This is a genomic window from Aliihoeflea sp. 40Bstr573 (genome assembly GCF_024105655.1).
Taxonomy (GTDB): domain Bacteria; phylum Pseudomonadota; class Alphaproteobacteria; order Rhizobiales; family Rhizobiaceae; genus Aliihoeflea.
Window position 1 is genome coordinate 26,174 of record NZ_JAAAMH010000001.1, and the last position, 26,152, is coordinate 52,325.

The window sequence follows — 26,152 nt, forward strand, 5'->3', positions numbered from 1 at the left end:
AAACAGGGCGGAGTAAATCGCGATTGTGCTCTGCGAACCCGTTGCGTTGAAAAGTTCATGTGCGGCTTGAGTGGTTTCAGCCGGTTCTGCCGCCAAGTAGGTACCCAAGCCCGATACCCATAACCTTGGCCGACTGCACCATGTCCTCGATGCCCACCCATTCGTCCGGCTGGTGGGCGAGGTCGAGGATGCCGGGGCCGTAGGCGATGCAGCTGAACAGGTGCCCGATGCGCGAGACGTGCTTCTGGTCGTAAGTACCCGGCGAGATGACGTAGTCCGGTTCGCGGTCAAAAATATCGCGAATTCCGGATGCGACAGCCTGAACGACAGGCTCGTCCTTCTCCGTCATCAAGGGCAGCACTTCCATCATGTCGCGGATCGAATAGTCGAATTTCGGCCGCTCCCGTTTCAGCCGGTCGAGGATGGACGTCACCTCGCGCTTCACGTCGCCGATGTCTTCCTCGAGCAGGAAGCGCCGGTCGATCACGGTCCGGCAGGTGTCTGCCACGTTGGGCGAGGGCAGTCCGGGGTAAAAATCCTCGGTCTGGCCGCCATGGATCGAGTTGATGTTCATGGTCGAGCGCCGCGCGCCTTCAGGCACGACGGGCGTGCGTGTCTGCTTTTTGTCGAGCGCGGGAAAGAGTTCGTCCTCGAAGGCGGCGAGCACGGCGCCCATGTGGCGGATCGCCGAATCGCCCAGGAACGGCATCGAACCGTGAGCGATCCGCCCCTTGGTCTCGATTTCCGCCCACCAGACGCCGCGATGGCCAAGGCAGATGCGATCCTTGTTCAGCGGTTCGGGAATGATGACGTGATCGACGCGCGGCTTGGAGAAGTAGCCCTTGCCGGCAAGATAGGCAACGCCGCCGAAGCCGCCCGATTCTTCGTCCACCGTGCCGGAGATTTCGATCGCGCCGGCAAAGTCCGGGTTGGTGGCGATGAAGGCTTCGGCCGCAATGATCGAGGCGGCGAGCCCGCCCTTCATGTCGCAGGAGCCGCGACCGTAGACGCGTCCATCTTTCACCACGCCCTCATAGGGATCGACCGTCCAGCCTTCGCCCGCCTCGACCACGTCGATATGCGAGTTGAAATGCACGGTCTCGCCCGGCCGTTTGCCTTCAAAGCGGGCGATGACGTTTGTACGCGGATAGCGGTCGCTGTCGCCCGGCGTGCCTTCGCCGCGCACATATTCGATCTCGAAGCCGGAACGCTTCAACCTTTCGCCGATATATTCGGCGCACGGCGTATAGGCCTCGCCCGGCGGATTGATCGTTGGAAATCGGATCAGGTCGCGCGTTAGCGCCACAAGGTCATCGGTGCGGTCCTCGACCGCCTTCATCAACTGTTCTCTCATGGCCGCAATGTGAGCGGTGGGCGGAAGGCTTGGCAAGTGCGACAGACGGACGATCGTGCTGGACCAGAACTTTCGGTGCGCTGGCGGGGGTCAAGGCACCGTTGCCCACGCAAACCCGTTTTCTTGGCATCGCGTCTTGTATAAAAGTCGGGTGAAGCAAAAAGGTACCCATGTCCAGCCAACACCGCGTCGACCTGTCCCGCCCCGTATCGGACGAAGTGCGCAAGACGACCTGCTACATGTGCGCCTGCCGCTGCGGCATCGATGTGCATCTCAAAGACGGCAAGGTCCGCTATATCGAGGGCAACCGCGACCATCCCGTCAACAAGGGCGTTCTGTGCGCCAAGGGCTCGGCCGGCATCATGCAGCACTATGCGCCGGCGCGGCTCAAGGCGCCCATGCTGCGCACCGGCCCGCGCGGTTCCGGCGAATTCAAGGAAATTTCTTGGGACGAGGCGCTGTCGCTCGCCGTCGACTGGCTTGGTTCCGTCCGCTCCAGCGATCCGAAGAAGCTCGCCTTCTTTACCGGTCGCGACCAGTCGCAATCGCTCACCGGATTCTGGGCGCAGCAGTTCGGCACCCCCAACTATGCCGCCCATGGCGGCTTCTGCTCCGTCAACATGGCTGCCGCCGGCATCACCACCATCGGCGGCGCGTTCTGGGAATTCGGCCAGCCGGACTGGGACCGCACCAAGCTCTTCGTCCTCTTCGGCGTTGCCGAAGACCATGACTCGAACCCGATAAAGATCGGCATCTCCAAGGTGAAGGCGAACGGCGCACGCTTCGTGTCGATCAATCCCGTCCGCACCGGCTATTCCGCCGTCGCCGACAACTGGATCGGCATCCGCCCGGGAACAGACGGCCTCTTGATCCTTTCTCTCGTCCACGAACTCCTGAAAGCGCGGCGCATCGATGTCGACTATCTGATCCGCTATTCGAACGCGCCCTGGCTGGTCATCGATGCCCCCGGTACCGCCGAGCATGGTCTTTTCGCACGCGATGGCGAAGGTCGTCCGCTCGTTTTCGAGACGGTGACGGAACGCGCGGTCCTGGCCGGGTCGAAAGGCGCGCGTCCCGCACTGCACGGCCGTTTCACGCTGCCGGACGGCCGCTCCGTCCGCCCGTCCTTCGAGCTTCTGGCCGCCGAATATCTCGACCCGAAATATGCGCCGGAAAACGTCGCGGCGCAGACCGGCCTCGACGCGGGCACGATCCGCGGCCTTGCCGCGGAAATCGGACGTGTCGCCTTCGAGGAAACGATCGAAATCAAGCAACCCTGGACGGATGTGAACGGCCAGCGGCACGAAAGCTTCGTCGGCCGTCCGGTCTCCTTCCACGCCATGCGCGGCATCTCGGCCCATTCCAACGGCTTCCAGACCGCCCGGGCACTCCACATGCTGCAGGTGCTGATCGGCGCGATCGACTGTCCCGGCGGCTTCCGCTACGAGCCCCCATATCCAAAGCCCGTCGAGGCACATCCGCGCCCGCACGGCAAGGCGGAGCATTTCGGTTCCAACCAGCCGCTCTCCGGCCCGCATCTCGGCTTCCCGCTCGGACCGGAAGACCTGTTGGTGGACGAAGCGGGCAAGCCGACGCGGATCGACAAGGCGTTCTCGTGGGATGCGCCGCTCTCGGCTCACGGCCTGATGCACATGGTCATCGCCAATGCCCATGCCGGCGACCCCTACCCAGTCGACGTTCTGTTCCTGTACATGGCCAACATGGCCTGGAACTCGTCGATGAATACGGCGGGGACGATCCGCATGCTGGAGGAGAAGGACGAGGCGACCGGCGAATACCGCATCCCGAAGATCATCTATTCCGACGCCTATTCGTCCGAGATGGTCGCTTATGCGGATCTCGTCCTGCCGGACACGACTTACCTGGAGCGCCACGACTGCATCTCGCTGCTCGACCGGCCGATCTCCGAGCCCGATTCGGTCAACGACGCGATCCGCTGGCCGGTGCTCGCGCCCGATCGCGACGTGCGCCCGTTCCAGACCGTTCTCATCGATCTCGGCGCACGGCTGAAGCTGCCCGGCTTCGTCGACCATCGAGGGAATGCGCTATACGCCGACTATGCCGACTACATCGTCCGTCACGAGCGTCGCCCCGGCATAGGCCCGCTGGCGGGCTTTCGCAGCGCGCAGGGTGACCGCGCGGGCAGGGGTGCGGTGAATCCGACCCAGATCGAGCGCTATATCGAGAACGGCTCGTTCTTTTCCGCGCACATCCCCTCCGAAGCGCTTTTTTTCAAGCACGCGAACCAGGCCTATCAGGACTTCGCGGTGAAGATTGGCTTCTTCGACAAGCCGCAGCCCGTCACCTTCCAGCTCTATTCGGAAATTCTGCAAAAATTCCGGCTCTCGGCGGAAGGTGTTCGCGAACCGTTCGCGCCGCAGGAGCATCGCGCGCGCATTCTCGCCAGCTTCACGCCGTTGCCCGCGTGGTACATGCCGCTGGAGGAAGCTGGCGTGGATCGCGACGAGTATCCCTATCACGCCATCACCCAGCGCCCGATGGCGATGTACCACTCTTGGGGTTCGATGAATGCGTGGCTGCGACAGATCCACACGAAGAACCCGCTCTACGTTCCCGGCGCGATCTGCGACGCGCACGGTTTGCGCGACGGCGACTGGGTCTGGCTCATCTCGCATCACGGCCGGATCAAGGTCGAGATCGCGCGCTCCAACGTCATTAACCGCGACACGATGTGGACTTGGAACGCGATCGGCAAGCGCGGCGGCGCATGGGCGCTCGACCCGAAATCGCCGGAAGCCCGAAAGGGCTTTCTCCTCAACCACCTGATCCACGAGCTCCTGCCGCCCAAGGGCGATGGTATGCGCTGGTCGAACTCCGACCCGATCACCGGCCAGGCCGCCTGGTACGATTTGCGCGTCCGGATCGAAAAGGCCGAACCAGGCATGGTCACCGAACCGCACTTGCCCGACCAGCGCCGCATTGCGCCCGCACCGGACGAATTGCGATACGGGCAGGAGTGGAGCGAATGATGCAAACTCAGCTCGGCTCACCCCCACCCTGTATCCATCCCCACAAGGGGAAGGGAGGGCATCCACGCCGCGCCTTACGTTCCGCTTGTCTGGCCGTGGGCGATAGTGCACCGCCGCCGACGTTTCCCTCCCCCTTGTGGGGAGGGGTGCGGGGTGGGGGTACGCGACCTCTGCGGCAAGGTGCGGCTCCAAATCGCGGCAGCCCAAACCCATGACCTCGCTTCCCGCAGTCCCAACCCCCAAGAAGCTCGGCCTCGTCATCGACCTCGACGTGTGCGTCGGCTGCCATGCCTGCGTCATATCCTGCAAGGAGTGGAACACCGGCGGCTATGGCGCGGCGCTCTCTGACCAGGACCCATACGGCCCCGACGTCTCAGGCACCTTCCTCAACCGGATTCACTCCTTTGAAGTGCTGCCCGTAGGCGCAGAAAAGATTGGAGAAGCAGGCGATGCGCGGATCGTCCATTTCCCCAAATCCTGCCTCCATTGCGAGGATGCGCCGTGCGTCACCGTCTGCCCCACGGGCGCGTCCTACAAGCGCGGCGAGGATGGCATCGTCCTGGTCGACGAGGATATGTGCATCGGCTGCGGCCTGTGCGCCTGGGCCTGTCCCTACGGCGCACGCGAGATGGACCTTGCCGCTGGCGTCATGAAGAAATGCACGCTTTGCGTCGACCGCATCTATAACGAGACGATCGATGAGATCGACCGCGTCCCGTCCTGCGTGCGAACCTGCCCCGCCAACGCCCGCCACTATGGCGACCTTGCAGACCCGCAGTCCGACGTTTCGAAAATGGTCGCTGCACGCGGCGGCATCGACCTGATGCCAGAGCAGGGTACGAAGCCGGTCAACAAGTACCTTCCGCCGCGCCCGCGCACGGCCCTTGCCGACAGCGCGGTTCCGCTGGCGGAGACCTCGGCCGGCGCGTCCGGTTTCTTCGCGTGGCTTGACGGCGTGCTGGAGCGTATTTGATGCATCCCGCACTCTCCATCATCGTCTTTACGACGCTCTCCGGCATGGGGTACGGCCTTGCGACCCTGCTTGGTCTCGGCCTGTTCGAGCCCGCTGCGCTTGCGACCAAGATCGGCTATCTCCTCGCCTTGGCGCTCATTGCCGGCGGGCTCGTCTCCTCCACTCTCCATCTCGGCAATCCGCAACGCGCTTGGCGCGCGCTATCCCAGTGGAAGACGAGCTGGCTGTCGCGTGAAGGCGTCATGGCGATCCTGACCTTCTTGCCGCTGACGGTCTGCGCCTACGCGTCAATCTTCCACGACCGCCATCTGGTCCTGGCTGGTGTCCTCGCAGCCGGCCTCAGCCTCGTCACCGTATACTGCACGGCAATGATCTACGGCTCCCTGCGGACCGTCCAGCTCTGGTCGCAACCTCTGACGCCCGTCACCTATCTGCTCTTCTCGCTCTCGAGCGGCGCGACCGTCGGCACGCTGCTAGCCGTGACCGGCGCGTCCCGGCCATGGCTGCTCGCTGTCCTCGCCGTTCTGTCCACCGTCGCCGCCTGGATGGTGAAGCGCCGCTGGCGCGCAGACGGCAAGGCCCTTCCGCCCCTGACGACGCCCGAAACCGCAACCGGCCTCGGCTTCATCGGGCGCGTGCGGCTCTTCGAAAGACCGCACATCAACGACAACTACCTGACGCGCGAGATGGGCTTTCAGGTCGCGCGCAAGCATGCCGACAAGCTTTTCGGCATCGCAATCCTGCTCGGCGGCTTTGTCCCGGTCGTGCTGCTCGTGGTCGCTGCGCTGGCGGCAAACGCCATGGGCCCGGGGCTGACGGCCTTCCTCGCCGCCTTCCTGGCCGTCCTGGCGCACTATGCTGGTGTGTTCGTCGAGCGCTGGCTCTTTTTCGCCGAAGCGCGCCACGCGGTCATGAACTATTACGGGCGCTAAAGCGCAGCTTCAGTCCGCCCAGCGCTTGTGAAACCACATCCACTGCCCCGGATGCTCGCGCACCCAGCCTTCGACGATGTCGTTCATCATCTGGCAGCTTGCATGAATGTCTATCGCGCCGGATGCATTGCGCGGAAACTCGATCTTTTCCTGCAGTTCAAGCCTGAACTTGTTGCCCGGCAAGCGGATCGAGCGCGCGGGATAGACGTCGCATTCGAACTGACGGGCAAGTTTCGGCACCAGCGGGTTGGTGCGGCATTCGCGGCCGAAAAATGTGGTTTTTTGGCCCTTGTGGAACTTCTGGTCGACAAGGACGCCGATATTGCCGCCGCGATCCAGAACACGCGCAAGCGCGAAGGCCGCGCCGGCGCGGGAGGCCAGCAATTCACCCATCGTGTCGCGCCGCGTCTTGAAGACGTATTCGGCCATGTACGGGTTGTTCGGCGCCCGGAACAGCGCGGTCACCGGCAAATCGTAGGCCATTGCCGCGACGGGCAGTAGCTCGAAATTCCCCGAATGAGCGGTGAAGATGATGTGCGGGCGCTTTTCCTCGCGGATGCGCAGGAAAATATCCTCGCCGATCACCTCGACGCGGCCCGGCGCCTTGCCTGGCTCGTGGTCGAAGATCTGGTCGAGGAAGATATACTCCGCCGCTAGCCGTGCCATGTTGCCCCACATGTCCGAGGCAATCTGCTGGATTTCCGATTCGGATTTCTCCGGATAGGCGCGCCGGAGATTGTTGACCGCCACGCGATGGCGTCCGAATTTCGGGCCGAGCCTGCGCGCGGTCCGGTCGGCGAAATCGAGCGCCTTGTCGGCCGGCAGCTTGCGCAAGCCCCAAAGGACGGCCATCGCCAGCCGCGCGGTCGTCCAGTATTCCGCCTGTTTCAGTGCACCCGCCGATCTGTAGACCAGCGGTCGCAGGAAAGCCGGCAGCTTGTCGCCCTTCATGACACGCGCAGAATGATCTTGCCGAAAACGTCACGGCCTTCCATGCGCTCCAGCGCGCGGCCGATGCCGTCGAAATCGACTTCCGTGTCGATCACAGGAGAGACCTGGCCACCTGCCATCTTCTGCATCGCATCGGCCATGTTCTCCATCCGGCAGCCGAACGAGCCGAAAATCTTGAGCTGCTGCTGGAAGAGCTGCATCAAATTCATCGAGGTCGAGACGCCGGAGGTCGAACCGCAGGTCACAAGCCGCCCGCCGCGTTTCAGGCAAAGCATCGACCCCGCCCAGGTGTCAGCGCCGACATGTTCGAATACGACATCGACACCCTTTTTCTTCGTGATCTTGCGAACCGCACCCTCGAACCGGTCTGTGCGGTAGTTGATGACGTGATCGGCGCCCAGCGCCTTGGCCGGCTCGATCTTCGCATCCGATCCGACCGTGGTCAGGATTGTGCAGCCCATGCGCTTGGCAAGCTGGATGGCCGCGGAGCCGATTCCCGACCCGCCGGCATGGATCAGGATCGTCTCGCCGGGCTGCAGCTTCGCATTGTCGAACAGCATGTGCTCGACCGTGCCGAACGTCACCGGCGCGACCGCCGCGCCGATTTCGTCAACGCCGGGCGGGGCAGGGACCAGCAGGCGCGCTGGCAGGTTCATGTATTCCTGCGCGAAGCCGTCGAGATGGAAGCCGTGAACGCCCGAGACGTTCTCGCAAAGATTGTCACGCTTCTCGCGGCAGGCCTTGCAAAGCCCGCAGGTGCGCGCACCGTAGATCGAGACGAGCTGCCCCTCGCGCAGGTTCGATACGCCCGGGCCGACCTTGACGACCTCGCCCGAGGCTTCCGCGCCGACAGTCAGCGGCATCTTGCGCTTTGCGAACGCCATGCCGCGCCAGCCCCATACGTCGATATGGTTCAACGCCACGGCGCGGATGCGCAGCGTCACTTCGCCCTGGCCGGGTGCGTCGGGGTCGGCAATGTCGACGGTTTCGAGGCGGCGATCCTCGATCAGTTGCAATGCGCGCATGGGTTCTTCCGTTTTGCTGTCGAAGCGGAGCTAGAACGCTTCGCGCGCCATGACAAGGCACGTGTTCTGGCCGCCGAAGCCGAAAGAGTTCGACAGAACCGTCCGCACGTCCGCCGATCGCTTGGCGTTCGGCACCACGTCGAGGTCGATGGCGGGGTCGGGATTGTCGTAGTTGATCGTCGGCGGCAGCACGCCTTCGCGCATGGTCATCAGCGAGAATACGGCCTCGATCGCGCCGGCTGCCGAAAGCGTATGGCCGATCATCGACTTGTTGGAGGAAACCGGCATCCGCTTCAAGTTGTCGCCGAAGACGGTCGCCAGCGACAGATGCTCCATCTTGTCGTTTTCCGGCGTCGAGGTGCCGTGCGCATTGACATACGCGATGCCGTCGTCACCGAGTCCGGCATCGTCGAGCGCCGCGCGGATCGCGCCGATGGCGGGCGAGCCGTCGGGCTTGGAGCGCGTGCGATGGAAGTCGTCGGCCTTCTCGCCACACCCGCGAAGGATGCCGAGCACCTTGGCGCCGCGCCGCATCGCGCTTTCCAGCGATTCGAGCACCAGCGCAGCACCGCCCTCCGCCATCACGAAGCCATCGCGGTCCTTCGAAAAGGGCTTGGACGCTTTCGTCGGCGCTTCATTGGCGGTCGAGAGCGCCGAGAGCAGGGAGAAACGGATCAGGGCTTCGGCAGTCGCCGAGCCGTCTGCGCCGACGGCCAGCGCGCGCTCGCACTCGCCGCGCCGGATTGCCTCGACGCCGAGCTGGATCGCCGTCGCGCCCGAGGCGCAGGCGGTCGAGAGCGTGATCGGCAGGCCGCGCGTGCCGTACTTGTCCGCGAGGCGGTCGGCGATGGTGGCGAATTGCGCCACGTCGAAAATCTCCGCCGTGAGCTTTTCGCGCGCGACCTTCAAGAGGCGCGGGTAGCCTTGCTCCTCGCTCGACGAAGCGTAGAGCGACAGTCGGTCCTGCCAGCCCAGCTCAACGGGTGGTGAGGCGAGGAAAAGCGGGCCGTCGAAGCGCCCGCGCGCGATGCCCGACATGCCGACCGCTTCGTCTGAGGATAGGTCCGCGAGTTCCTGCGTCAATGCCGATGCGCCTTCCTTGCTCGATGGCAGGAAGTCGACGGTGCCCGAAATCGTCGTCGCCAGATGGTCGGTCGGGAAGCGGGTGATGGGGTGGATGCCGGACTGGCCGGAGGTCAACGCGGCCCAGTTCGCATCGAGCCCCTGGCCGAGCGAGGTGACGACGCCGATGCCGGTGACGGCGACGATGGGACGTCCAAGATGATCGGTGGTCTTCACGGCGATCTCCCTTATGCCCGCGCCAGCACGGCCGCGCCTTCGAAGCGATTGTAGCCGATCGCGGTCGCGACGGCCCTGGCCGGCGGCGCGCTCGCGGCGGCTTCGTTCTCGGCGTCGAAGGGCGGGTAGGCGGCCTCGTTCGACAGCGCCAGGGCGGCAAGCGCGATTGCGAACGGGAACTGCGCTTCCTTGATGTGTCCGGTCAGCGTCGAGAAGGCGCGTACGGCGTGGCTGCCCTGTTCCCGCAGCGCCTGGCGCTCGGCGGCCGTGGCGGCATGGGCGCCCGAAGCGCCGGAAATCACGAGTTCAGTCGCGACGAAATCGGGTAGGGAGCGCAAAAGCCCGGAGACGGCCGTCGCAAGGTCGTTGCCCTCGCGCCGCGCGCGTCCGGAAGCCACGGCGTCTATCCGGGCATAGGCCTTGCGGCCGCGCGCTTCGGCATGAGCGCGCGATTCCAGAACGAGGAACGCGCCGCCGGACCCGGTGACGACGCCGCCGCCATCGTTCGCGCCGCGCTGCCAGACGGATTTCCAGCGTTTGCGATGCAGATACCCGCCAAGCTCGTAGCCCAGCAGCATGTCGGGGTGTTCGGTCTGGAACGCGCCCCCCACGAGCACATGCGTCGACTGGCCGGAGCGGATGCGCGCGGCCGCGGTCTCGATCGCGGAAACGCCGGCGCCTTCCTCGCCCATGAATGTGCGCGAGGAACCGGTGACCTTGTGGACGATGGATATGTTGCCGGCGAGAAGGTTGGAGAGTTGCGCGAGAAAGAGCGTGGGGCGCAGCTCGGTCGTCAGCTTTTCGTTGAGCAGCAATTCATGATCGTTGCGCGATCGCGAGGCCTCGAGAATCGCTTCGTCGACGGAGACGTCCCGTTCGCCGCCTCCTGCCGCCACCACCATGTCCATCGAGGCACATAGCGCCTCGTCGTCCTTGATGCCGGCGTCAGTGAGAGCCAGCCCGGCCGTATAGGTGCCGAGCCGCTGCCAGGTTTCCATCTGCCGCTGGTCCCCGCGCTTGGGGATCTGCTGGCTCCAGTCCATCTGCGGCAGAGGATGGATCGTGTAAGGTGCGAAGCGCTCGGCGTCATAGACCGGCTTTGCATCGCCGGCCGACAGTATCGACCAGTGCGCCTGCGCCCCTTCGCCAAGGCAGGAGACGAGGCCGATGCCGGTAATGACGACGTCGTTTGCGCTCATGCGGATCGGCCTTAGGCTGCCTTGGCGGCGACGAGCTGGTCGATCTTGGCGCAGAGGTTTTCCATCACGAAGTACTCTTCGGTCGTGGCTTTGCCCTCGTTGACTTCCTGGGTCCACTTCTCGAGCGGAATCTTGATGCCGAATTCCTTGTCGATCGCAAAGACGATGTCGAGGAAATCGAGCGAATCGATGCCGAGGTCGTCGATCGTGTGGCTCTTGGGCGTGATCGTCTCGCGATCGATCTCGCTCGTCTCGGCGATGATGTCGGCAACCTTGTCGAATGTGGATGTCACGGGCAGTCCCTCGATACGAGGTTGGAAAAAGATGTTCGCGCGCTCTCTAATCGCTTTTTGGCGGCAGGAAAAGGGCGCGGGGGATTTTGCGCCGATGCACGGCGGCGGGCGTCCTAGTTGAAGACGATGCGGGCGGCGGCATGAAGGCCGTTCTCGTTGAGGTTGACGACGACGGCTTCGCCCTCGCGTGAACGTGTGCCGAGCACGGCCTGGATGAAATCCCCATGCGTCACAAGCACAAGAATGCCGGAGCCGGTATAGGCCTCGATCGTCTCGCGCAGCTTTTGCGCGCGCACCTCTGCCTCCGGCGTCTCGGGCTCGACCGGATCGAGCCAGTCAGCGGTTTCGACCAGCGACGCGCCGAAGGCGAGTTCAGCCGTTTCCTTTGTGCGGCAATAGCGGCTTGCGAGCACTTCCTGCACCGGCGCGGACCGCGCCGCGAACAGCGCACCGATTCGCCGTGCCTGCTGGCGGCCCTGCTCAGAAAGATTGCGCTGCGTGCGGCATGCTTCGATGTCGAACGCAGCCGGTTCGCCTGAGCCGGGTGCGTTGGCGTGGTTGAGGAGCACGACCTGACCGCCGTTCCGCAGGAGCGCCCAGCCTGCCTCGGTCGCGTGGGCCGGCAGAGCAAGCGCCAGCGCGGCGATGATGATGAGCGCCCGGATCATGCAATCTCCATTGATTTCATGACCAGTCATATAGGGTGAACGGCAAAGAGCGAAACCGCCGACAGCACGCCTTTTGACGCGGCTGGTCCATTGCGGTGGTTTTCAGCGCGCGTTACTGCCCCGTCATGTCGCCTTTGACCGAGACCATTATCTTCGTCTTCGGACTTGTCGCGCTCGGCTACGTGTCGGGCTGGACAGGCCTGTTGAAGACGGCAGTCGGGGACGCGCTGACGGCCTTCGCGGTCGCGATCGCCGTTCCGGTCCTTCTCTTTCGAACGCTGGTCGAGGCGGATTTCGAAGGCGCAGCGCCGCTGTCGCAGTGGGCGAGCTACTTCTTCGCCGTCGCTGTCGCCTGGGCGATCGGCCAGGTGGTCACGGCAAGAATTTTCGGGCGTGACAGCCGTGCCAACGTTGTCGGAGGTGTATCGTCCGCATTCTCGAACCTCGTCCTCCTCGGCCTGCCCCTGGTGCAGGGCGTCTTCGGACAGCCGGGACTGGAAGTTCTCTCGCTCATCGTCGCCGTCCACCTGCCGATCATGATGGCGACGTCGATCGCACTCTTCGAATGGGCCGGTCGCGGCTCCTCGGAAAGTGCCGGCGTGTTCGCTGCTATCGCCGACTTCTTGAAAAAGCTCGTCTCCAACCCGCTTATCGTCGGCATCCTGGCGGCCTTGATCTGGCGGTTGACGGGCTTCGAGATGCCGTCGCTGGGCATGCGCTTCGTCGATGCGCTTGCCAATTCCGCCGGGCCGCTTGCGCTCTTCGCCATGGGGCTTTCGCTGCGGCGCATGGGCATATCGGGCAATGTGAAGGCCGGGCTTGCCCTGTCGGCGATCAAGCTTTTCCTCATGCCGGCGGCCGCCCTCGGCGCGGTGCTCGTCATCGGCCTGCCGCCGCTCGCAGCCATGGTCGTCGTCACCGCGGCATCGCTGCCCGCTGGCGTGAACCCATATCTGATCGCAACGAAATTCGGCACCGGCCAGGCGCTCGCCTCCAACGTCATGACGATCTCCACCCTCGTCGCCGCCGCGTCGAGCTTCCTGTGGCTGGCCGTGGCTCAACGCCTATTTGGCTGAATGCCTTGGTCCGGCCGGCTGGCTGCATTACATCATGCCTCACGCATTCCAATTGAAGGAAAGAGGGAGGGCATTATGCTCAAGAAGACCAGCCATTTTCTCCGCGAGGCCAATCTGATCGGCGGCGAATGGGTGCAGGCCGATTCGGGCCAGACCATCGACGTCACCAACCCCGCCAACGGCCAGAAAATCGGCGTCGTCCCCAAATCCGGCGCCGCTGAAACGCGCCGCGCCATCGAGGCCGCACACGAGGCCTTCAAAACCTTTCGCAAGACCACCGCTCTCGAACGCTCCAAGATGCTGCGCAAGCTGCACGACGCGATCATGGACAATCAGGATGCGCTCGCCGAGCTTCTGACCATGGAGCAGGGCAAGTCGCTCACCGAATCGAAGGGCGAGATCGGCGCGTCCGCCGCCTATATCCTCTGGTTCGCCGAGGAGGCACGCCGCACCTATGGCGACGTCGTGCCGTCACCATGGGCAGACCGCCGCATCCTTGTGACGAAGGAGCCTGTCGGCGTCATCGCGGCCATCACGCCCTGGAACTTCCCGTCGTCGATGCTCTCCCGCAAGATCGGCCCGGCCATCGCCGCCGGCTGCACCTCCGTCATCAAGCCGGCATCGCAGACGCCTTATTCCGGCCTTGCCTGGGGTGCGCTGTGCGAGGAAGTCGGCATCCCGAAGGGCGTGGTCAACGTCGTTACCGGCGCCGCGAGCGAGATCGGCAAGGAGCTTTCGACCAATCCGCTGGTCAAGAAGATCACCTTCACCGGCTCTACCGAAGTCGGGAAAATCCTCATCCAGCAGTCCGCTTTGACCGTGAAAAAAGTCTCCATGGAACTTGGCGGCAACGCACCGTTCCTCGTCTTCGACGACGCCGACATCGACCGCGCGGTCGAGGGCGCCATTGCCGCGAAGTACCGCAATTCCGGTCAGACCTGCGTGTGCACCAACCGATTTTTCGTTCAGTCCGGCATCTATGACGCGTTCGTAGACAAGCTCGCCAAGGCTTCGAACAAGCTGAAGGTTGGCCCCGGCCTCGAGGTAGGCGTTCAGCAGGGCCCGCTCATCGACGAGAAGGCTGTCGAAAAGGTCGAGGAATTCGTCGCCGACGCCAAGTCCAAGGGCGGCAAGGTCGTCGCGGGTGGCAACCGTCACCAGCTCGGCGGCTCCTTCTTCGAGCCCACCGTCATCGCCGACGCCACGCCCGAGATGAAGTTCATGAAGGAGGAGATCTTCGGCCCCGTCGCGCCGGTCTTCCGCTTCGAGAAGGAGGAAGAGGCGGTGGAGATGGCCAACGACACCGAATTCGGCCTTGCCTGCTACTTCTACACCGGCGACCTCGGCCGCGCGTTTCGGGTCATGGAAGGCCTGAAATACGGCATGGTCGGCGTCAATGAAGGCATCATCACCACGCCCGAAGCACCGTTCGGCGGCGTCAAGGAATCTGGCCTCGGCCGCGAAGGCGGACGACAGGGCATCGAGGATTACCTCGACACCAAATATGTCTGCATCGGCGGTCTGGGGCTTTGATCCACACTCGGGAGGCCGCCTACGGGCGGCCTCTTCAGTTCTGTCGATCCTTCACTGTCTCCATCGCCACGAAGGTCGACGTCTGCGCCACGTGCGGAAGCGCCGAGATGCGTTCGCCCAGCACGCGCCGATAGGAAACGATGTCGCGCGTGCGCACCTTGAGCAGGTAGTCGAAGCTCGACGCCATCATGTGGCACTGTTCGATCTCGCGGATCGTCATCACCGCCTTGTTGAATTCGCCGAGCGCCGCTGACCGCGTATCCGACAGTTTCACCTGCACGAACGCGATGTGTCCTTCGCCGAGCCGTTCTCGGTCGACGATCGCCGAATAGCCTCGGATATAGCCGTCCGCCTCCAGCCGCTTCACCCTCGCCGCAACCGGCGTCTTCGAAAGGCCCACTTGCACGGCCAGTTCCGCCATGGACAGGCGCGCCTCCTTCGACAGCGCGGCGATGATGTTCAGGTCGATACGATCGATTTGGTCTGGCATTGTCCGAAATCCAGTTCGGATGGCGATTTTCGAGCCATATCATCAGTCCGTTCGGTCTGAAAAGCGCATCTGTTTGGCCGAGGCGCAATTCTGCGCCATGCTATTCTCGCGTCATTCAGGCCACCCCGTCTTTCGAGGCTCCAAATGCTCGATGCCACCCGCGACCTGCGCGCCGCCATCCGCCGAAACAATCTGGCCGAAGAGGGCGAGGTTCTGCAAAGCCTCATCCGGCAGGCCGGCCTGTCATCCGAAAAGCGCGCGCGCATTTCGACGCGCGCCACCGGTCTCATCCGCCAGGTGCGCGGTCACGCCGAGCCGAAGCTGATGGAGGTGTTCTTGGCCGAATACGGCCTGTCGACGAGCGAGGGCGTCGCGCTGATGTGCCTCGCCGAAGCGCTCCTGCGCGTGCCGGACGCCGAGACGATCGACGAATTGATCCGTGACAAGATTGCCCCGCATGACTGGTCGGCCCATTCGGGCGGCTCCGGCTCGATCTTCGTCAACGCGTCCACCTGGGCGCTGATGCTCACCGGCAAGGTTCTGGACGAAGGCGAGGGCGGTATCGAGCGCACGCTGCGCAGTGTGGTCCGCCGCGTCGGCGAGCCCGTTATCCGCCGCGCGGTCGCCGCGGCCATGCGCGAGATGGGCGAGAACTTCGTTCTTGGCCGCAACATCGCCGAGGCGGTCAAGCGCGGCGCGGGCGAGATCCGCAAGGGCAACCTCTATTCCTACGACATGCTGGGCGAGGCCGCCCGCACCGAGGAGGATGCGCTGCGCTACCTGAAGGCCTACGCCGACGCGATTAGTGCGCTCGCAAAGGAGGCCCGCTCCGACGACATCCGCAAGAACCCCGGCATTTCAGTCAAGCTCTCCGCGCTCCACCCGCGCTATGAGCGCCCGCAGCGCGCGAGCATGCTGCCGGTCATGACCGAGCGGCTCCTGTCGCTTGCGCTGGCGGCGAAGGACGCCCGCATGGGCCTCAATGTCGACGCAGAGGAAGCCGATCGGCTCGACCTCTCGCTCGACGTGATCGAAGCGGTGCTGGCCGATCCGCGCCTTGCCGGTTGGGACGGCTTCGGCGTCGTCGTCCAGGCCTATGGCCTGCGCGCCGCGCCGGTGCTCGACTGGCTGCACGATCTGGCGGTGCGGCTCGACCGCCGGATCATGATCCGCCTCGTCAAAGGCGCCTATTGGGACACCGAGATCAAGCGCGCGCAGGTCATGGGCCTTGCCGGCTACCCCGTCTTCACCCGCAAACCGAACACGGACGTGTCCTACATCGCTTGCGCGGCCAAGCTTCTGGGCATGACGGACCGCATCTACCCGCAATTCGCCACTCACAACGCCCACACCGTCGCCGCCATACTCGAAATGGCCGCCGACCGCGATGCCTTCGAATTCCAGCGCCTGCACGGCATGGGTGATGCGCTGCACGAGGCGGTGCGCAAGGCCGAAGGCACGCGCTGCCGCATCTATGCGCCGGTCGGCGCCCACTCCGACCTTCTCGCCTATCTCGTCCGCCGCCTTCTCGAGAACGGCGCGAACTCCTCCTTCGTCCATCAGATCGTCGACGAAAGCGTTGCGCCCGAAGAGATCGCGCGCGATCCGTTCGATGTCGTCGCGCATCAGGGCGCCGCCCGCAATCCAGCGCTGCCGCTCCCGTCCGAAATCTTCGGCGCGGGCCGCGTCAATGCCACAGGGTTCGACATCACCGATCCGCTGACCGAAGACGCCATCGAAGCCGAACGCTCGAGATTTTCCGCCCCGCACCAATGGAAGGCGGGCGGCACCGGCCAACCGCGAGAGGTGGCCAATCCGGCCAAGCCCGCCGAAATCGTCGGCGAGATCGTCGAAGATGATGCCGTAACTGTCGCTGCCGCGATCGACCGCGCCTCCACGGCTGCCGCTGCATGGGCGGCAACGCCCGTTGCCGAGCGCGCGGACATGCTACGCCGTGCCGCCGACCTCTACGAGCAGCACGCTGTCGAGTTCTTCGCGCTTGCCACCCGCGAAGCCGGCAAATCGGTGCCCGACGGCATCGCGGAAGTGCGCGAGGCGGTCGACTTCCTGCGCTATTACGCGGCACAGGCCGCAGAGGCGGAAAAGGCGGGCGCGGCGCGTGGCGTAATCGCCTGCATCTCGCCCTGGAATTTCCCATTGGCGATATTCACCGGCCAGATCGCGGCCGCGCTCGTCACCGGCAATGCGGTCGTCGCCAAGCCCGCCGAGCAGACGCCGCTCATCGCCGCCCGCGCCGTTGCGCTTTTGCATCAGGCGGGCATTCCCGCCGACGTGCTGCAACTCGTCATCGGCGACGGGCCGAATGTCGGCGCGCCGCTGACGGCCGATCCGCGCATCGCCGGCGTCTGCTTCACCGGCTCGACCGAAGTCGCGCGTTTGATCGAGCGGCAACTCGCCGAAACCGCCACGCCCGATGCCATGCTGATCGCCGAGACGGGCGGCCTCAATGCCATGATCGTCGATTCCACCGCGCTGGCCGAGCAGGCGGTGCGCGACATCGTCGCTTCGGCGTTCCAGTCCGCCGGACAGCGTTGCTCGGCCCTGCGCATGCTCTACGTCCAGAAGGACGTCGAACCGCACATGCTTTCGATGCTCAAGGGTGCGCTCGCTGCCATGCGCATCGGCGATCCCTGGTCCATGGCGACCGATATCGGCCCCGTCATCGACGCCGAGGCGCAGCAAGGCATCGCGGAGTATTGCCGCAAACTCGACGGCGAGGGGCGACTGGTCGCAAAGCTCGACGCCCCCTCGGAAGGACGCTTCGTCGCCCCGCATATCTTCCGCGTGAAGGGCATCGAGGAACTGGAGCGCGAAGTCTTCGGCCCCGTCCTCCATGTCGCAACCTTCGAGGCCGACGAGATCGACAAGGTCATTTCCGCCATCAACAGAACGGGTTACGGCCTGACCTTCGGGCTTCACACGCGCATCGACGCGCGCGTCCAGCACGTCATCGACCGCGTCCACGCCGGCAACATCTACGTCAACCGCAACCAGATAGGCGCGGTCGTCGGCTCCCAGCCCTTTGGCGGCGAGGGCCTGTCTGGCACCGGCCCAAAGGCTGGCGGCCCGCACTATCTGCGCCGCTTCCGCAAGAGTGACGCGCCCGCTGAGCTCGTCGAGCCGGCCAAGGAAATCGCGCTGACCACGTTGCGCGATCATCTGCCGGACGCAAGGAAAGGTCATTGGGCGACACGCGCGGATCGCATCGCCGTCCTGCGCAAGCATTTGCGCGGCCGCGCAGGCGAGGCAATCGCGGCTGCGGCATCGCTCGAATACGGCCCGGTCGACCTGCCGGGACCGACTGGCGAGGGCAACGCCCTGTCGCTTGGACCCAGAGGCCGCGTGCTCTGCCTTGGGCCCTCGGAAGATGCACTTCTCGTGCAGGTCGTCCAGGCGCTTGCTGCCGGCAATGCCGTCCTCGCCGTCGCCCCCCGCGCGAATGCCATCCTGAAGCCGCTGACGGCCAAGGGGATGCCGCTCGCCGCGCTCGACGGCCAAGTCGCATCGACCGACCTCGTCGACCTCGACGCCGATCTGGTCGCAAGCGTGGCCGACGATGCGACGCTCCGGAAGATCCGGCATGCGCTGGCGCGGAAATCGGGACCGCTCGTGCCCCTCGTCACCGAGAGGATCTACCCGGCCGCCTATGCGCATGAGCGATCCGTGTGCGTCGACACCACCGCCGCGGGCGGCAATGCCAGCCTGCTGGCCGCAGCGGACTAGTCGTCGTCTTCGGTCGGCATCCCGAACTTGAGCAGGTTGCCGTCCGGGTCCCATACGTAGAACTCGGTCATGCCCCAGTCGCGCGCCATGATCGGGCTCAACTTTTCCGCGCCGCGTGCCTCGAAGTCGGCGTGCAGTGCCAGGGCGTCACGCCCGCGAATATAGGCGCAGGTGACCGGAGGAAGCTTCTCATCGTCGGTCCGCCAGAAGTGCAACTCGATGTCGCCCCGCCTGACGATGAGATAGTCATCCCCTTGGTAGTGCTTGCTGGAAAAGCCGAGCCGTTCCTCGTAAAAACGGCGCGAGCGGTCGATGTCGAGCGACGGAAGGACAGGAATCGCACGGGCGCTCTCCTCCAGTCCCTCCATGGTCAGGCCCCTTCGACGACTGAAAAGCCTTCGAACTGCGGATGCCCGATATAGGCGGGCTTGGTCGTGCCGGCATTCTTGTGCGCATCGCGGAAGTTCTGGGACTTCGTCCATGCGAGGAAGTCGTCATGGCTCGCCCACACGGTATGCGAGGCAAAGAGCGTGTAGCCTTCCTCTTCGTTCACCGGTCCCCGCAGGAGATGAAACTCGCGGAAACCCTTCATTTCGGAAAGCTTGGAATCGCGGTTCTTCCAGATGTCTTCAAACTCGGCTTCCGAGCCGTTTTTGACCTTGAAGCGGTTCATGGCGATATACATCAGGCGGTTCCTTTCGCTGCTTTGCTGTTTTCCACGTCGAGCGCCAACTCGGCTGCGCGGAGTTTGAAGTCGATCACGTTGCCGGGCCTGAATGCTCCAGGCGCAGGCGTGGGGTTCGGCCCGGCCTGCACGATCTGGCCGCGCATGCCTGCCAGATCAGCGATTCGGCTGTCGGTCTCCAGTGCCTGCCGGCGCTCGAGGAGGTCGCGCAGGACCGGATGAAGGCCGTCCCCGCGTTTGCCAGCCATGGCGTCGAAACCGAGAAGAGACATCGCAAACTACCTCGAAAAGACCAGCGGCACGGTGAACGGCCAGGAATTGCGCCCGGCCGCCGGCGGAATGGCGGGGAAAGGCGCGGCGCGCTGCACAGTCTGCAACGCTGCCTGGTCGAGCACCGGCGAACCGGAGCTGCGTGCGATGCTGATGCCGCCGACGCCACCGCTGGCGTTGACGGTGAAGCGCACATGGACTTCGCCCCGAATGCCCTGCCGCTGTGCCTCGCGCGGGTAACGTAGCGAACGCCGCAGCCGGCTCGCGACCTGTCCGGGATAGTTCGAGACGGCCGCGTTGCCGGCCGCATTCGCCCGCGTGGTCTGGCCCGATGACGTGCCGCCCGTCGATGCGGTGCCTTCGTTCGTTCCGCGTCGCGCATCGGTCTGGTTCTGCCCGCCCGAGCCCTGGCGCGGCGCCTGTCGGGCGGCCTGCTGTTGCTGCTGGCGTGGCCGTTCCGTGCGCTGCGGCGGGGGCGGGGGCGTATAGGCGGGGCGGGGCGTGGGAAGCGGGACGTCGACGAGCGCCAGGTCGTCCTCGGGCAGCGGTTCGAGCGTTTCGGGCTCGACGGCCGTCACGCTTTCCTGTTCTTCGACCGGAACCGCGTCGGGCTCGACGGCTTCGGCCTGCTCGGGCGTCTCGGCGGGCGTCGGCGTCTCTTCCTCGCGCTGCGCGGGCAGGACGGGAACGGCGGTTGCATCCTCGACAGGTTCGGCTTCGACCGCCTCGGCCTCGGCCTCGGCCTCGGGAGCGGGGGCCTCTTCGACAGGCGGTGCCTCAGCGGCCTGGGGCTGCACCGCCGCCATCTCCTGTGCCGTTTCGACCGGCTCGGCCGCTTCAATTTCGCTCGGCGTCGCGGTTTCAGAGACGTCGCCGGCTGCGACCTGGTCCTCGAAGGCATTGCCGATGACGGCAAGCTCTGTCGGCGCGCCGCCGGCGATCTTGATCTCCTCGTTGGGCGACAGGAAAAGACCCACCGCGCCGGCATGTAGCGCGGCGGAGATGGCGAAGGCGGCCGTCCATTTGAGCAGGCGGGACCTCATGGAACCGCCCGCTCGGTGATGACGCGGATCGTGCCCGCACCGGCCGCTCGCAGTTCCGCTACGACGTCGATGAGCTTGTCGGCGGCGAGGTCGCGGTCGGCGGCGAGCTTGATTTCGACGCCCTCCGTTTCCGCCTGCCGCTCGCTCTCGCGGGCGACGTAGTCTGCGGCGCTCATTTCGACGCCGCGGCTGCGCATCGTGCCTTCAGCGGTCACGTAAAGTGCGTCCGGCGGCTCCGATCCGTCCGCGTCGGCGGTGGAGATGAACGATATCTCCGAATCGATCGGCGGAGCGAGCGTGCCGGCGATCAGGAAGAAGATCAGCATCAGGAAAACGATGTTGATCAGCGCGATCGTGCTTTCGCCCTTCCGGGAGGGGCGTGGTCGTGGAAGCTTCATCGTTTTACCTGGCTACCGAAAGCGTGAGTTCCGTTTCGCGCCGGATGCGCTCGACTGCGCCCACCAGCATCTGCGAGGTGACGTCCGCGCCGCGCACCAACACGACGGCACTCTCCGCGCCCGCCTCGTGCAAGCGGGACAGTTCGGGAATTGCGTCATCCTCGCCGAACGTCACGCCATTTACCTGCCAGCCCTCGGTCGAGAGTCGGATCAACACGTCCGGGCGTTCCGCCGCGCTTGCCGTGGTCGCCCGCCCGCCCGTGATCTCGACCTCCGCGAACCGCGTGAAGGTTGAGGACAGCATGAAGAACAGCAAGAGCAGGAAGATGACGTCGATCAGCGAAGTCAGCGACAGCGGCCGCCGTCGCCTGACCGCCTGTTCAATGCGCATGGCTCCGCTCCACCAGATGGTCAGCGCGAATGGGCTGCGTCGTGCCGATCTCGCGCTGCGAAAGCAGTGAAGTCGTCATCGTCTCGATCGCCACGCGTTCGTTGTCCAGCCGCGTTTCGAACCAGGTGAGGATCAGCGAAACGGGCATCGCGACCGCAAGACCGACGGCGGTGGTGAGAAGCGCCACCCAGATGCCGCCCGCAAGCAGCGACGGATCAACGGCATTGCCCGCACCCTGCAGCGCCTGGAAAGCCTCGATCATGCCGAGCACGGTGCCGAACAGACCCAGAAGCGGTGCGATCTGGGCGATCGCGTCGAGCGCGCGAAAACCCTTCTGCAACTCGTGCAGCCGCCCGAGCGCGATGCGGCCGACCTCGTCCTCGATGACGGATTTCGAAGCCGAACGGTTCGCGGCAAGACGCATCGCGGTCGATAGGGCCGACCCGAGCGCCGAGCGGTCGTCATCGAGCAGATGGCGCGCATCGCCGTATCCGCCATGGAACCAGGCGTGCAGCGCCTTCTTGGCGCGGCCATGCCTGCCGACGCCTTCGCGCCAGAACTGCCAGAATTTCAGCACGATGATGGCGACTGCGAACACGGACAAGACGAGCAGGATGGCGACGACCGCGCCACCCAGCTCGAGGAACCAGCGGATTGTCTCGACCATTTTCCGGTCAGCTCCCGAATTCGACCGACGACTTGGTCGCGGTCTTGAGATTGCGGATGCAGGCATCCGGTTCGATGCCGTCGCCGGCGCAGTCCGTCGCATCGTTGATGAGCACGCGGCCGAGCTGGTCGCAGGGCGTTCCCTTGAAGTCGAACTGGCGAACCTTGGTCTTGTCGGCCGGCAGGTCCTGGAAGTCGACGACGGTCATCCGGTCGACCAGCCCCTCGGCATTGAACAGCACGAGTTCGAACGCCGCGCGGCTGACGTCCGCGCCCAGGCCGTTTTCCACGACGAAGGTGAGCCTGCATCCGCCTTCGGATGGCTGCAACGCATTGAGTTCCAGCGAGAGCGCCGGCGCGTCGGCCTCCTGCGCCGTCGCAGGGCCCCATGCAAGCGTAGCGGCCAATATGCCGAACAATGCGCGCTTCAAGGTCGATGTCATGAATGTCTCCGATGTAGATGTAGGCGTATGTGTCGACGGGACCGGGGCGATGCCGGTGGAGGCCGTTAAAACGTGCATCGCCCCGGTCTCCATCAGCCGCCCCAGCGCATGGTTGCGCCAACCTTGACCGACAGGCCCGGTTCGAAGACCGTCGTCGTCGTCGAGGCATTGAGCGGATTTGCGTATTTGACATCGAACAGATTGTCGATGCGGAAGTCGAGCCGGAAATTCTCGGTCGCCTGGTAGTTGGCGAAAAGGTTCACCAGCGTATAGTCGTCTGTAAAGCTTGCCCCGCTGGTCGGCACATTGTGCTGAACTTCGCCGCCGAAGGTCAGCTTGCCCTCATAGGCGCGCATGCCGAGCTGCGCCGTCACCTGGCTCGAAGGGATGGTGACGAGGTCGGCACGCACTCCGTCCTGTTCGGTGAAGCCATCGGTGATCGAGGCCGAAAGGCCGCCGAAGAACCGTCCCTGATCGTAGACGGCCTCGAATTCGAAGCCACTGATTTCGGCGGATGCGAAGTTCTGATACTGGAAACAGATGGGGATGCGGCCCGCGCCCGGGGTGAACCGGCAGCCCGATCCCGGCACGAAGGGAGACAGGTTCACGCCGCCGATATAGTCCTCCACATCGTTGTGGAAATATGCGGCCTTGACGCGCAAACTGTCATTGTCGTTGAAGACGCCGTCGCGACTGTAGTTGATGCCGGCTTCCCAGGTCTTCGCCGTTTCCGGACGCAGATTGGAGTTGGGCAGGAACGGGAACACCACGCCATTGGGGTGAAGCCCGCTTATCAGCGTCTCGGTGATCGACGGCGAGCGATAGCCCTCGGCATAGGTGCCGTAGAACTGCAGCCCCGCGAGCGCCTCTGTCTCGAACGGCGATACGCCGACCGTCAGGCGCGGCGACAGCCGGTCGCCGGAGCTTTCGGCATTCGTCCCGTCGAGGCTGTAGCTGTCGTAGCGCAGCGCGCCGATCACCTCGAGCCAGTCATAGGTCAGCTTGTTCTGCACATAGGCGCCGCCCACCTCGCGCTTGCCGGACGGCGTGTAGACGTCGCTGCCCCCGGCCGGGCTCGTGGTCGTCACGTCGTCCTGCAGCCAGTCGCCGCCATAGGTCAGTTCGTGGTCGACCAGTCCGGTTGCAAAGCGCGACGTATTCCAGATGTCGATGCCGAGCGTATCGAGATCGTAGCTCGTCTGCGAACCGGCGGGAATGACGATCGGCCGGCCGGTGAGGGAGGAGAACTGGCGCGTGTCGGTCTTGAATGTCTGCGCGAGATCCGTGGCGTTGTAGGCAAGGTTCACGTTGAGATCGAGCCACGTCGCATCGGGATCGGTGACGTTGTAGCGAGCCGTCCAGGTGTTTTGCTTCAGATCGACGTCGTAGGTGTCGGCTCCCTCGGTCCAGCCATTGTCGGCGCCGGTCCAGCCGAGCTTCAACGCGGAAAATTCCGTCAGCCGAATGGTCGATTTCAAGAGCCCGCTGAGAACGTCGAAGCCCGACCCTGCGACCCTGTCGCCGCCGCCATGCTTGTAATCGCCGAAATCGCGCCAGACGATATTTCCCAGGACGTCGATCGCATCGCTGATCCGATAGGCGCCGACCGCGCTCGTCGTCCAGCCCTTTCCGTTGCTCTCGTAGCGCCCGGAGGTGGAGACGGCATAGGTCTCATCGTCATGGAGGAAGTCCTCGGCGTCCTTCGTCTCGAAGAATACCACGCCGCCGATGGCGCCCGAGCCGTAGGTGTTGGCCACCGGGCCGCGGATCACGTCGACCTGCTGGATCAGTTCGGGATCGAGGAAGAACAGGCTCTGCGTCCCGTGGCCGGAGCGCTGGAAGTTCTGCCTTGCGCCGTCGACGATGACCGACACGCGGCCGAAATCCTGCAATCCGCGCACATTGATGCTGGAAGCAGCGCGCTTGGCATCTGACTGCGCGGTGATGCCCGGCACGCCGAAGAACAACCCGCCCGCCGTCGAGGGCTGGCGACGCTCGATCTGCTCGCGGTCGATCCGGCTCACCGACGCCAGCTGGTCGATCGGGCTTTCGCCCGTCCGGCTGACGATGGTGATCTGGTCGAGCACAGTCACGCGTGCAAGCGCCTCCGACAGATCCGTCTCCTCTTGTGCCATGGCGGGCGCACCCGCCACCAATGCTGCGCTGGCAAGCAACATGGCCCGCCTCGTTCGTGTCGCCCGGCTTGCGCCCGTTGCCCCGTTGCCCGTCATCACCACGCTCCTGATTCAGTGATCTGGTTTGCTGCTGGCTGGCGCTGGGGCTTGCTGGCACGTCTTGAACTGGCGGGTCATTCCTGACCAATTCACTCCGGTATTGCGCTTCCCTATAAAACCTGATTATCACTGTCAAGAAATCGCAATCGAGATTTGTCCTATCGCCCAGCCAGCCTTCAGCAAGCCCGGCGCGAAAAAGGGTTTGACACCGTGAATATGAGCAATTCACCGGACGCGTTCGCTGAGCGTTCAAGGACTGACTGGAAGCATGAGGAGGGGCGGGCCGAACCGCGTCATGTTCAAAGCCGCGACCTGTTTGAGGGCCGTACGGAAATTTGCATCGAGCACGAGGGCTCGGTCTATCGCCTCAAGATCACCCGGCAGGGCAAGCTGATCCTCAACAAATAGGTGCTCCATGACTGCTGTCGCGAAGCCATCGCCGCGAGAGATACGCCAGGCGCGCGCCGACAATTCGAAGATGCGCGAGCGCGACCTCGCCGCGCAACTCTCCATTTCCGAAGCCGAACTCGTTGCCGCCCATGTGGGCGAGGGCGCGACCGCTATCGGATCGCGCGTGAACGACCTCCTCGCCGGCCTCGAGGCCGTTGGCGAGGTCATGGCGCTGACCCGCAACGAGAGCGCCGTCCATGAGAAGATCGGCGTTTACGACAACGTCCATCCCGGTCCCGGCGCCGCTATGGTGCTGGGCGGCGAGATTGACCTGCGCATCTTCCCGAAAGCATGGGCCCATGGCTTTGCGGTAGAAAAGCGCGACGGCAACGAAATCCGCCGCAGCCTCCAATTCTTCGACAAGGCCGGTGAAGCGGTCCACAAGATCCATCTGCGCCCGACCTCCAATCTCTACGCCTTCCACAAGCTCGTGGCGGGCCTGACATTGGATGAGCAGTCGCAGGAACTGGAGATCGAGCCTTCTGCGCCGGTCGAGTTCGTGCCCACGAGCGCAGACGGCAATGCCGTGCGTGGCCGTTGGGCGGCAATGAGCGATCCGCACGATTTCAATGGCCTCCTGCGCTCGCTGAAGATTTCCCGTCGTGAGGCGGTCGGCCTGGTGGGCGACGATTTCGCCTGGCAGCTTGACGCAAGCGCTCTCCACGCCATGTTCAATCATGCCGCCGAGCAGGCTTTCCCCATTATGTGCTTCGTTGGCAATCGCGGCTGCATCCAGATTCATTCGGGTCCAATCATGAACGTCAAGCCGATGGGGCCCTGGATCAATGTCATGGACCCGACCTTTCATCTTCATCTGCGCGCCGACCATGTCGCCGAGCTATGGGGTGTGCGTAAGCCGACCAGGGGAGGTCACGTCACCTCCATCGAGGCCTACGACGCCAGGGGCGAACTCATCATCCAGTTCTTCGGCAAACGCAGGGAAGGCGAGGACGAACGCGCCGACTGGCGTCTGATCGCGGAAAACCTGCCGCGCATTCCGCGTTCGAGCGCGACCTGAACGAGG

Annotated in this window: 25 protein-coding genes; 8 read left to right on the plus strand and 17 right to left on the minus strand. The window is 64.5% G+C overall.

What is annotated here, in order from left to right; genetic code table 11:
• Positions 1-76: 76 nt before the first annotated feature.
• Positions 77-1,354: an acetylornithine deacetylase/succinyl-diaminopimelate desuccinylase family protein gene (locus tag GTK01_RS00130; RefSeq protein WP_252923648.1), complete on the minus strand. Its 1,278-nt coding sequence runs from the start codon at positions 1,352-1,354 to the stop codon at positions 77-79.
• Positions 1,355-1,524: 170 nt separating this feature from the next.
• On the opposite strand from GTK01_RS00130, the gene GTK01_RS00135 reads away from it, so the two are divergent.
• The 3 genes from GTK01_RS00135 (at position 1,525) to GTK01_RS00145 (ending at position 6,270) form a co-directional block, all read left to right on the plus strand.
• A complete protein-coding gene (locus tag GTK01_RS00135; RefSeq protein ID WP_252923650.1) occupies positions 1,525-4,365 on the plus strand; it encodes a molybdopterin oxidoreductase family protein in 2,841 nt (946 codons plus the stop codon).
• Between the two features lie 211 nt (positions 4,366-4,576).
• Positions 4,577-5,338: a 4Fe-4S dicluster domain-containing protein gene (locus tag GTK01_RS00140; protein ID WP_252923652.1), complete on the plus strand. Its 762-nt coding sequence runs from the start codon at positions 4,577-4,579 to the stop codon at positions 5,336-5,338.
• A complete protein-coding gene (locus GTK01_RS00145; protein WP_252923654.1) occupies positions 5,338-6,270 on the plus strand; it encodes a DmsC/YnfH family molybdoenzyme membrane anchor subunit in 933 nt (310 codons plus the stop codon). The genes GTK01_RS00140 and GTK01_RS00145 overlap by 1 nt, the downstream gene beginning before the upstream one ends.
• Before the next feature lie 9 nt (positions 6,271-6,279).
• On the opposite strand, the gene GTK01_RS00150 is transcribed toward GTK01_RS00145, so the two are convergent.
• The 6 genes from GTK01_RS00150 to GTK01_RS00175 all read right to left on the minus strand — a co-directional run bounded on the left by GTK01_RS00150 (position 6,280) and on the right by GTK01_RS00175 (position 11,705).
• Positions 6,280-7,221, minus strand: coding sequence for a lipid A biosynthesis lauroyl acyltransferase (locus GTK01_RS00150; RefSeq protein WP_252923655.1), 942 nt, complete (start codon positions 7,219-7,221; stop codon positions 6,280-6,282).
• On the minus strand, positions 7,218-8,246 hold the full coding sequence (locus GTK01_RS00155; protein WP_252923656.1) for a zinc-binding dehydrogenase: 1,029 nt from the start codon (positions 8,244-8,246) through the stop codon (positions 7,218-7,220). Before GTK01_RS00155 ends, GTK01_RS00150 begins: the two co-directional genes overlap by 4 nt.
• 30 nt (positions 8,247-8,276) lie before the next feature.
• The gene (locus GTK01_RS00160; protein ID WP_252923658.1) at positions 8,277-9,545 is read right to left on the minus strand and encodes a beta-ketoacyl-ACP synthase; all 1,269 of its coding nucleotides are present in this window, start codon (positions 9,543-9,545) and stop codon (positions 8,277-8,279) included.
• Positions 9,546-9,556: 11 nt separating this feature from the next.
• A complete protein-coding gene (locus GTK01_RS00165) occupies positions 9,557-10,744 on the minus strand; it encodes a beta-ketoacyl-ACP synthase (protein WP_252923659.1) in 1,188 nt (395 codons plus the stop codon).
• An 11-nt stretch (positions 10,745-10,755) separates the two neighbouring features.
• Positions 10,756-11,043: an acyl carrier protein gene (locus GTK01_RS00170; RefSeq protein WP_152529515.1), complete on the minus strand. Its 288-nt coding sequence runs from the start codon at positions 11,041-11,043 to the stop codon at positions 10,756-10,758.
• A gap of 107 nt (positions 11,044-11,150) precedes the next feature.
• Positions 11,151-11,705 (minus strand): histidine phosphatase family protein, encoded by a 555-nt coding sequence (locus tag GTK01_RS00175; protein ID WP_252923661.1) that lies wholly within the window; start codon positions 11,703-11,705, stop codon positions 11,151-11,153.
• A gap of 125 nt (positions 11,706-11,830) precedes the next feature.
• Between GTK01_RS00175 and GTK01_RS00180 the strand changes: the two genes are divergently transcribed.
• The gene (locus tag GTK01_RS00180) at positions 11,831-12,781 is read left to right on the plus strand and encodes an AEC family transporter (protein WP_252923663.1); all 951 of its coding nucleotides are present in this window, start codon (positions 11,831-11,833) and stop codon (positions 12,779-12,781) included.
• A 75-nt stretch (positions 12,782-12,856) separates the two neighbouring features.
• Positions 12,857-14,314: an NAD-dependent succinate-semialdehyde dehydrogenase gene (locus GTK01_RS00185; protein WP_252923664.1), complete on the plus strand. Its 1,458-nt coding sequence runs from the start codon at positions 12,857-12,859 to the stop codon at positions 14,312-14,314.
• A 34-nt stretch (positions 14,315-14,348) separates the two neighbouring features.
• Here the strand turns inward: GTK01_RS00185 and GTK01_RS00190 are convergent, their stop codons facing one another.
• Positions 14,349-14,804, minus strand: coding sequence for an Lrp/AsnC family transcriptional regulator (locus GTK01_RS00190; RefSeq protein ID WP_252923666.1), 456 nt, complete (start codon positions 14,802-14,804; stop codon positions 14,349-14,351).
• 144 nt (positions 14,805-14,948) lie between these two features.
• Between GTK01_RS00190 and putA the strand changes: the two genes are divergently transcribed.
• Positions 14,949-18,548 (plus strand): bifunctional proline dehydrogenase/L-glutamate gamma-semialdehyde dehydrogenase PutA, encoded by a 3,600-nt coding sequence (putA, locus tag GTK01_RS00195; RefSeq protein WP_252923668.1) that lies wholly within the window; start codon positions 14,949-14,951, stop codon positions 18,546-18,548.
• On the opposite strand, the gene GTK01_RS00200 is transcribed toward putA, so the two are convergent.
• From GTK01_RS00200 to GTK01_RS00240, 9 genes are all read right to left on the minus strand, one after another.
• The gene (locus GTK01_RS00200) at positions 18,545-18,916 is read right to left on the minus strand and encodes a VOC family protein (protein WP_252923669.1); all 372 of its coding nucleotides are present in this window, start codon (positions 18,914-18,916) and stop codon (positions 18,545-18,547) included. The genes putA and GTK01_RS00200 overlap by 4 nt on opposite strands.
• Before the next feature lie 2 nt (positions 18,917-18,918).
• Entirely contained in the window at positions 18,919-19,233 is a 315-nt protein-coding gene (locus GTK01_RS00205; RefSeq protein WP_252923670.1) for an antibiotic biosynthesis monooxygenase, read from the minus strand.
• On the minus strand, positions 19,233-19,505 hold the full coding sequence (locus GTK01_RS00210) for a hypothetical protein (protein WP_252923672.1): 273 nt from the start codon (positions 19,503-19,505) through the stop codon (positions 19,233-19,235). The genes GTK01_RS00205 and GTK01_RS00210 overlap by 1 nt, the downstream gene beginning before the upstream one ends.
• Before the next feature lie 6 nt (positions 19,506-19,511).
• A complete protein-coding gene (locus GTK01_RS00215; RefSeq protein ID WP_252923673.1) occupies positions 19,512-20,546 on the minus strand; it encodes an energy transducer TonB in 1,035 nt (344 codons plus the stop codon).
• On the minus strand, positions 20,543-20,944 hold the full coding sequence (locus GTK01_RS00220) for a biopolymer transporter ExbD (RefSeq protein WP_252923674.1): 402 nt from the start codon (positions 20,942-20,944) through the stop codon (positions 20,543-20,545). Before GTK01_RS00220 ends, GTK01_RS00215 begins: the two co-directional genes overlap by 4 nt.
• Positions 20,945-20,948: 4 nt before the next feature.
• A complete protein-coding gene (locus tag GTK01_RS00225; RefSeq protein ID WP_252923676.1) occupies positions 20,949-21,335 on the minus strand; it encodes a biopolymer transporter ExbD in 387 nt (128 codons plus the stop codon).
• Positions 21,325-22,002, minus strand: a complete 678-nt coding sequence (locus tag GTK01_RS00230) for a MotA/TolQ/ExbB proton channel family protein (protein ID WP_252923677.1) — start codon at positions 22,000-22,002, stop codon at positions 21,325-21,327. The genes GTK01_RS00225 and GTK01_RS00230 overlap by 11 nt, the downstream gene beginning before the upstream one ends.
• 7 nt (positions 22,003-22,009) lie before the next feature.
• Complete coding sequence (locus GTK01_RS00235; RefSeq protein WP_252923679.1) at positions 22,010-22,444, minus strand: hypothetical protein; 435 nt, start codon at positions 22,442-22,444, stop codon at positions 22,010-22,012.
• A gap of 92 nt (positions 22,445-22,536) precedes the next feature.
• Positions 22,537-24,621, minus strand: a complete 2,085-nt coding sequence (locus GTK01_RS00240) for a TonB-dependent hemoglobin/transferrin/lactoferrin family receptor (RefSeq protein WP_252923680.1) — start codon at positions 24,619-24,621, stop codon at positions 22,537-22,539.
• A gap of 273 nt (positions 24,622-24,894) precedes the next feature.
• On the opposite strand from GTK01_RS00240, the gene hemP reads away from it, so the two are divergent.
• Both hemP and GTK01_RS00250 read left to right on the plus strand, forming a co-directional pair.
• Positions 24,895-25,086 carry a hemin uptake protein HemP gene (gene hemP, locus GTK01_RS00245; RefSeq protein ID WP_252923682.1) on the plus strand — a complete coding sequence of 64 codons (192 nt, stop codon included), beginning with the start codon at positions 24,895-24,897 and terminating at the stop codon, positions 25,084-25,086.
• A 7-nt stretch (positions 25,087-25,093) separates the two neighbouring features.
• Positions 25,094-26,146, plus strand: a complete 1,053-nt coding sequence (locus GTK01_RS00250) for a hemin-degrading factor (protein ID WP_252923684.1) — start codon at positions 25,094-25,096, stop codon at positions 26,144-26,146.
• Positions 26,147-26,152: the final 6 nt, after the last annotated feature.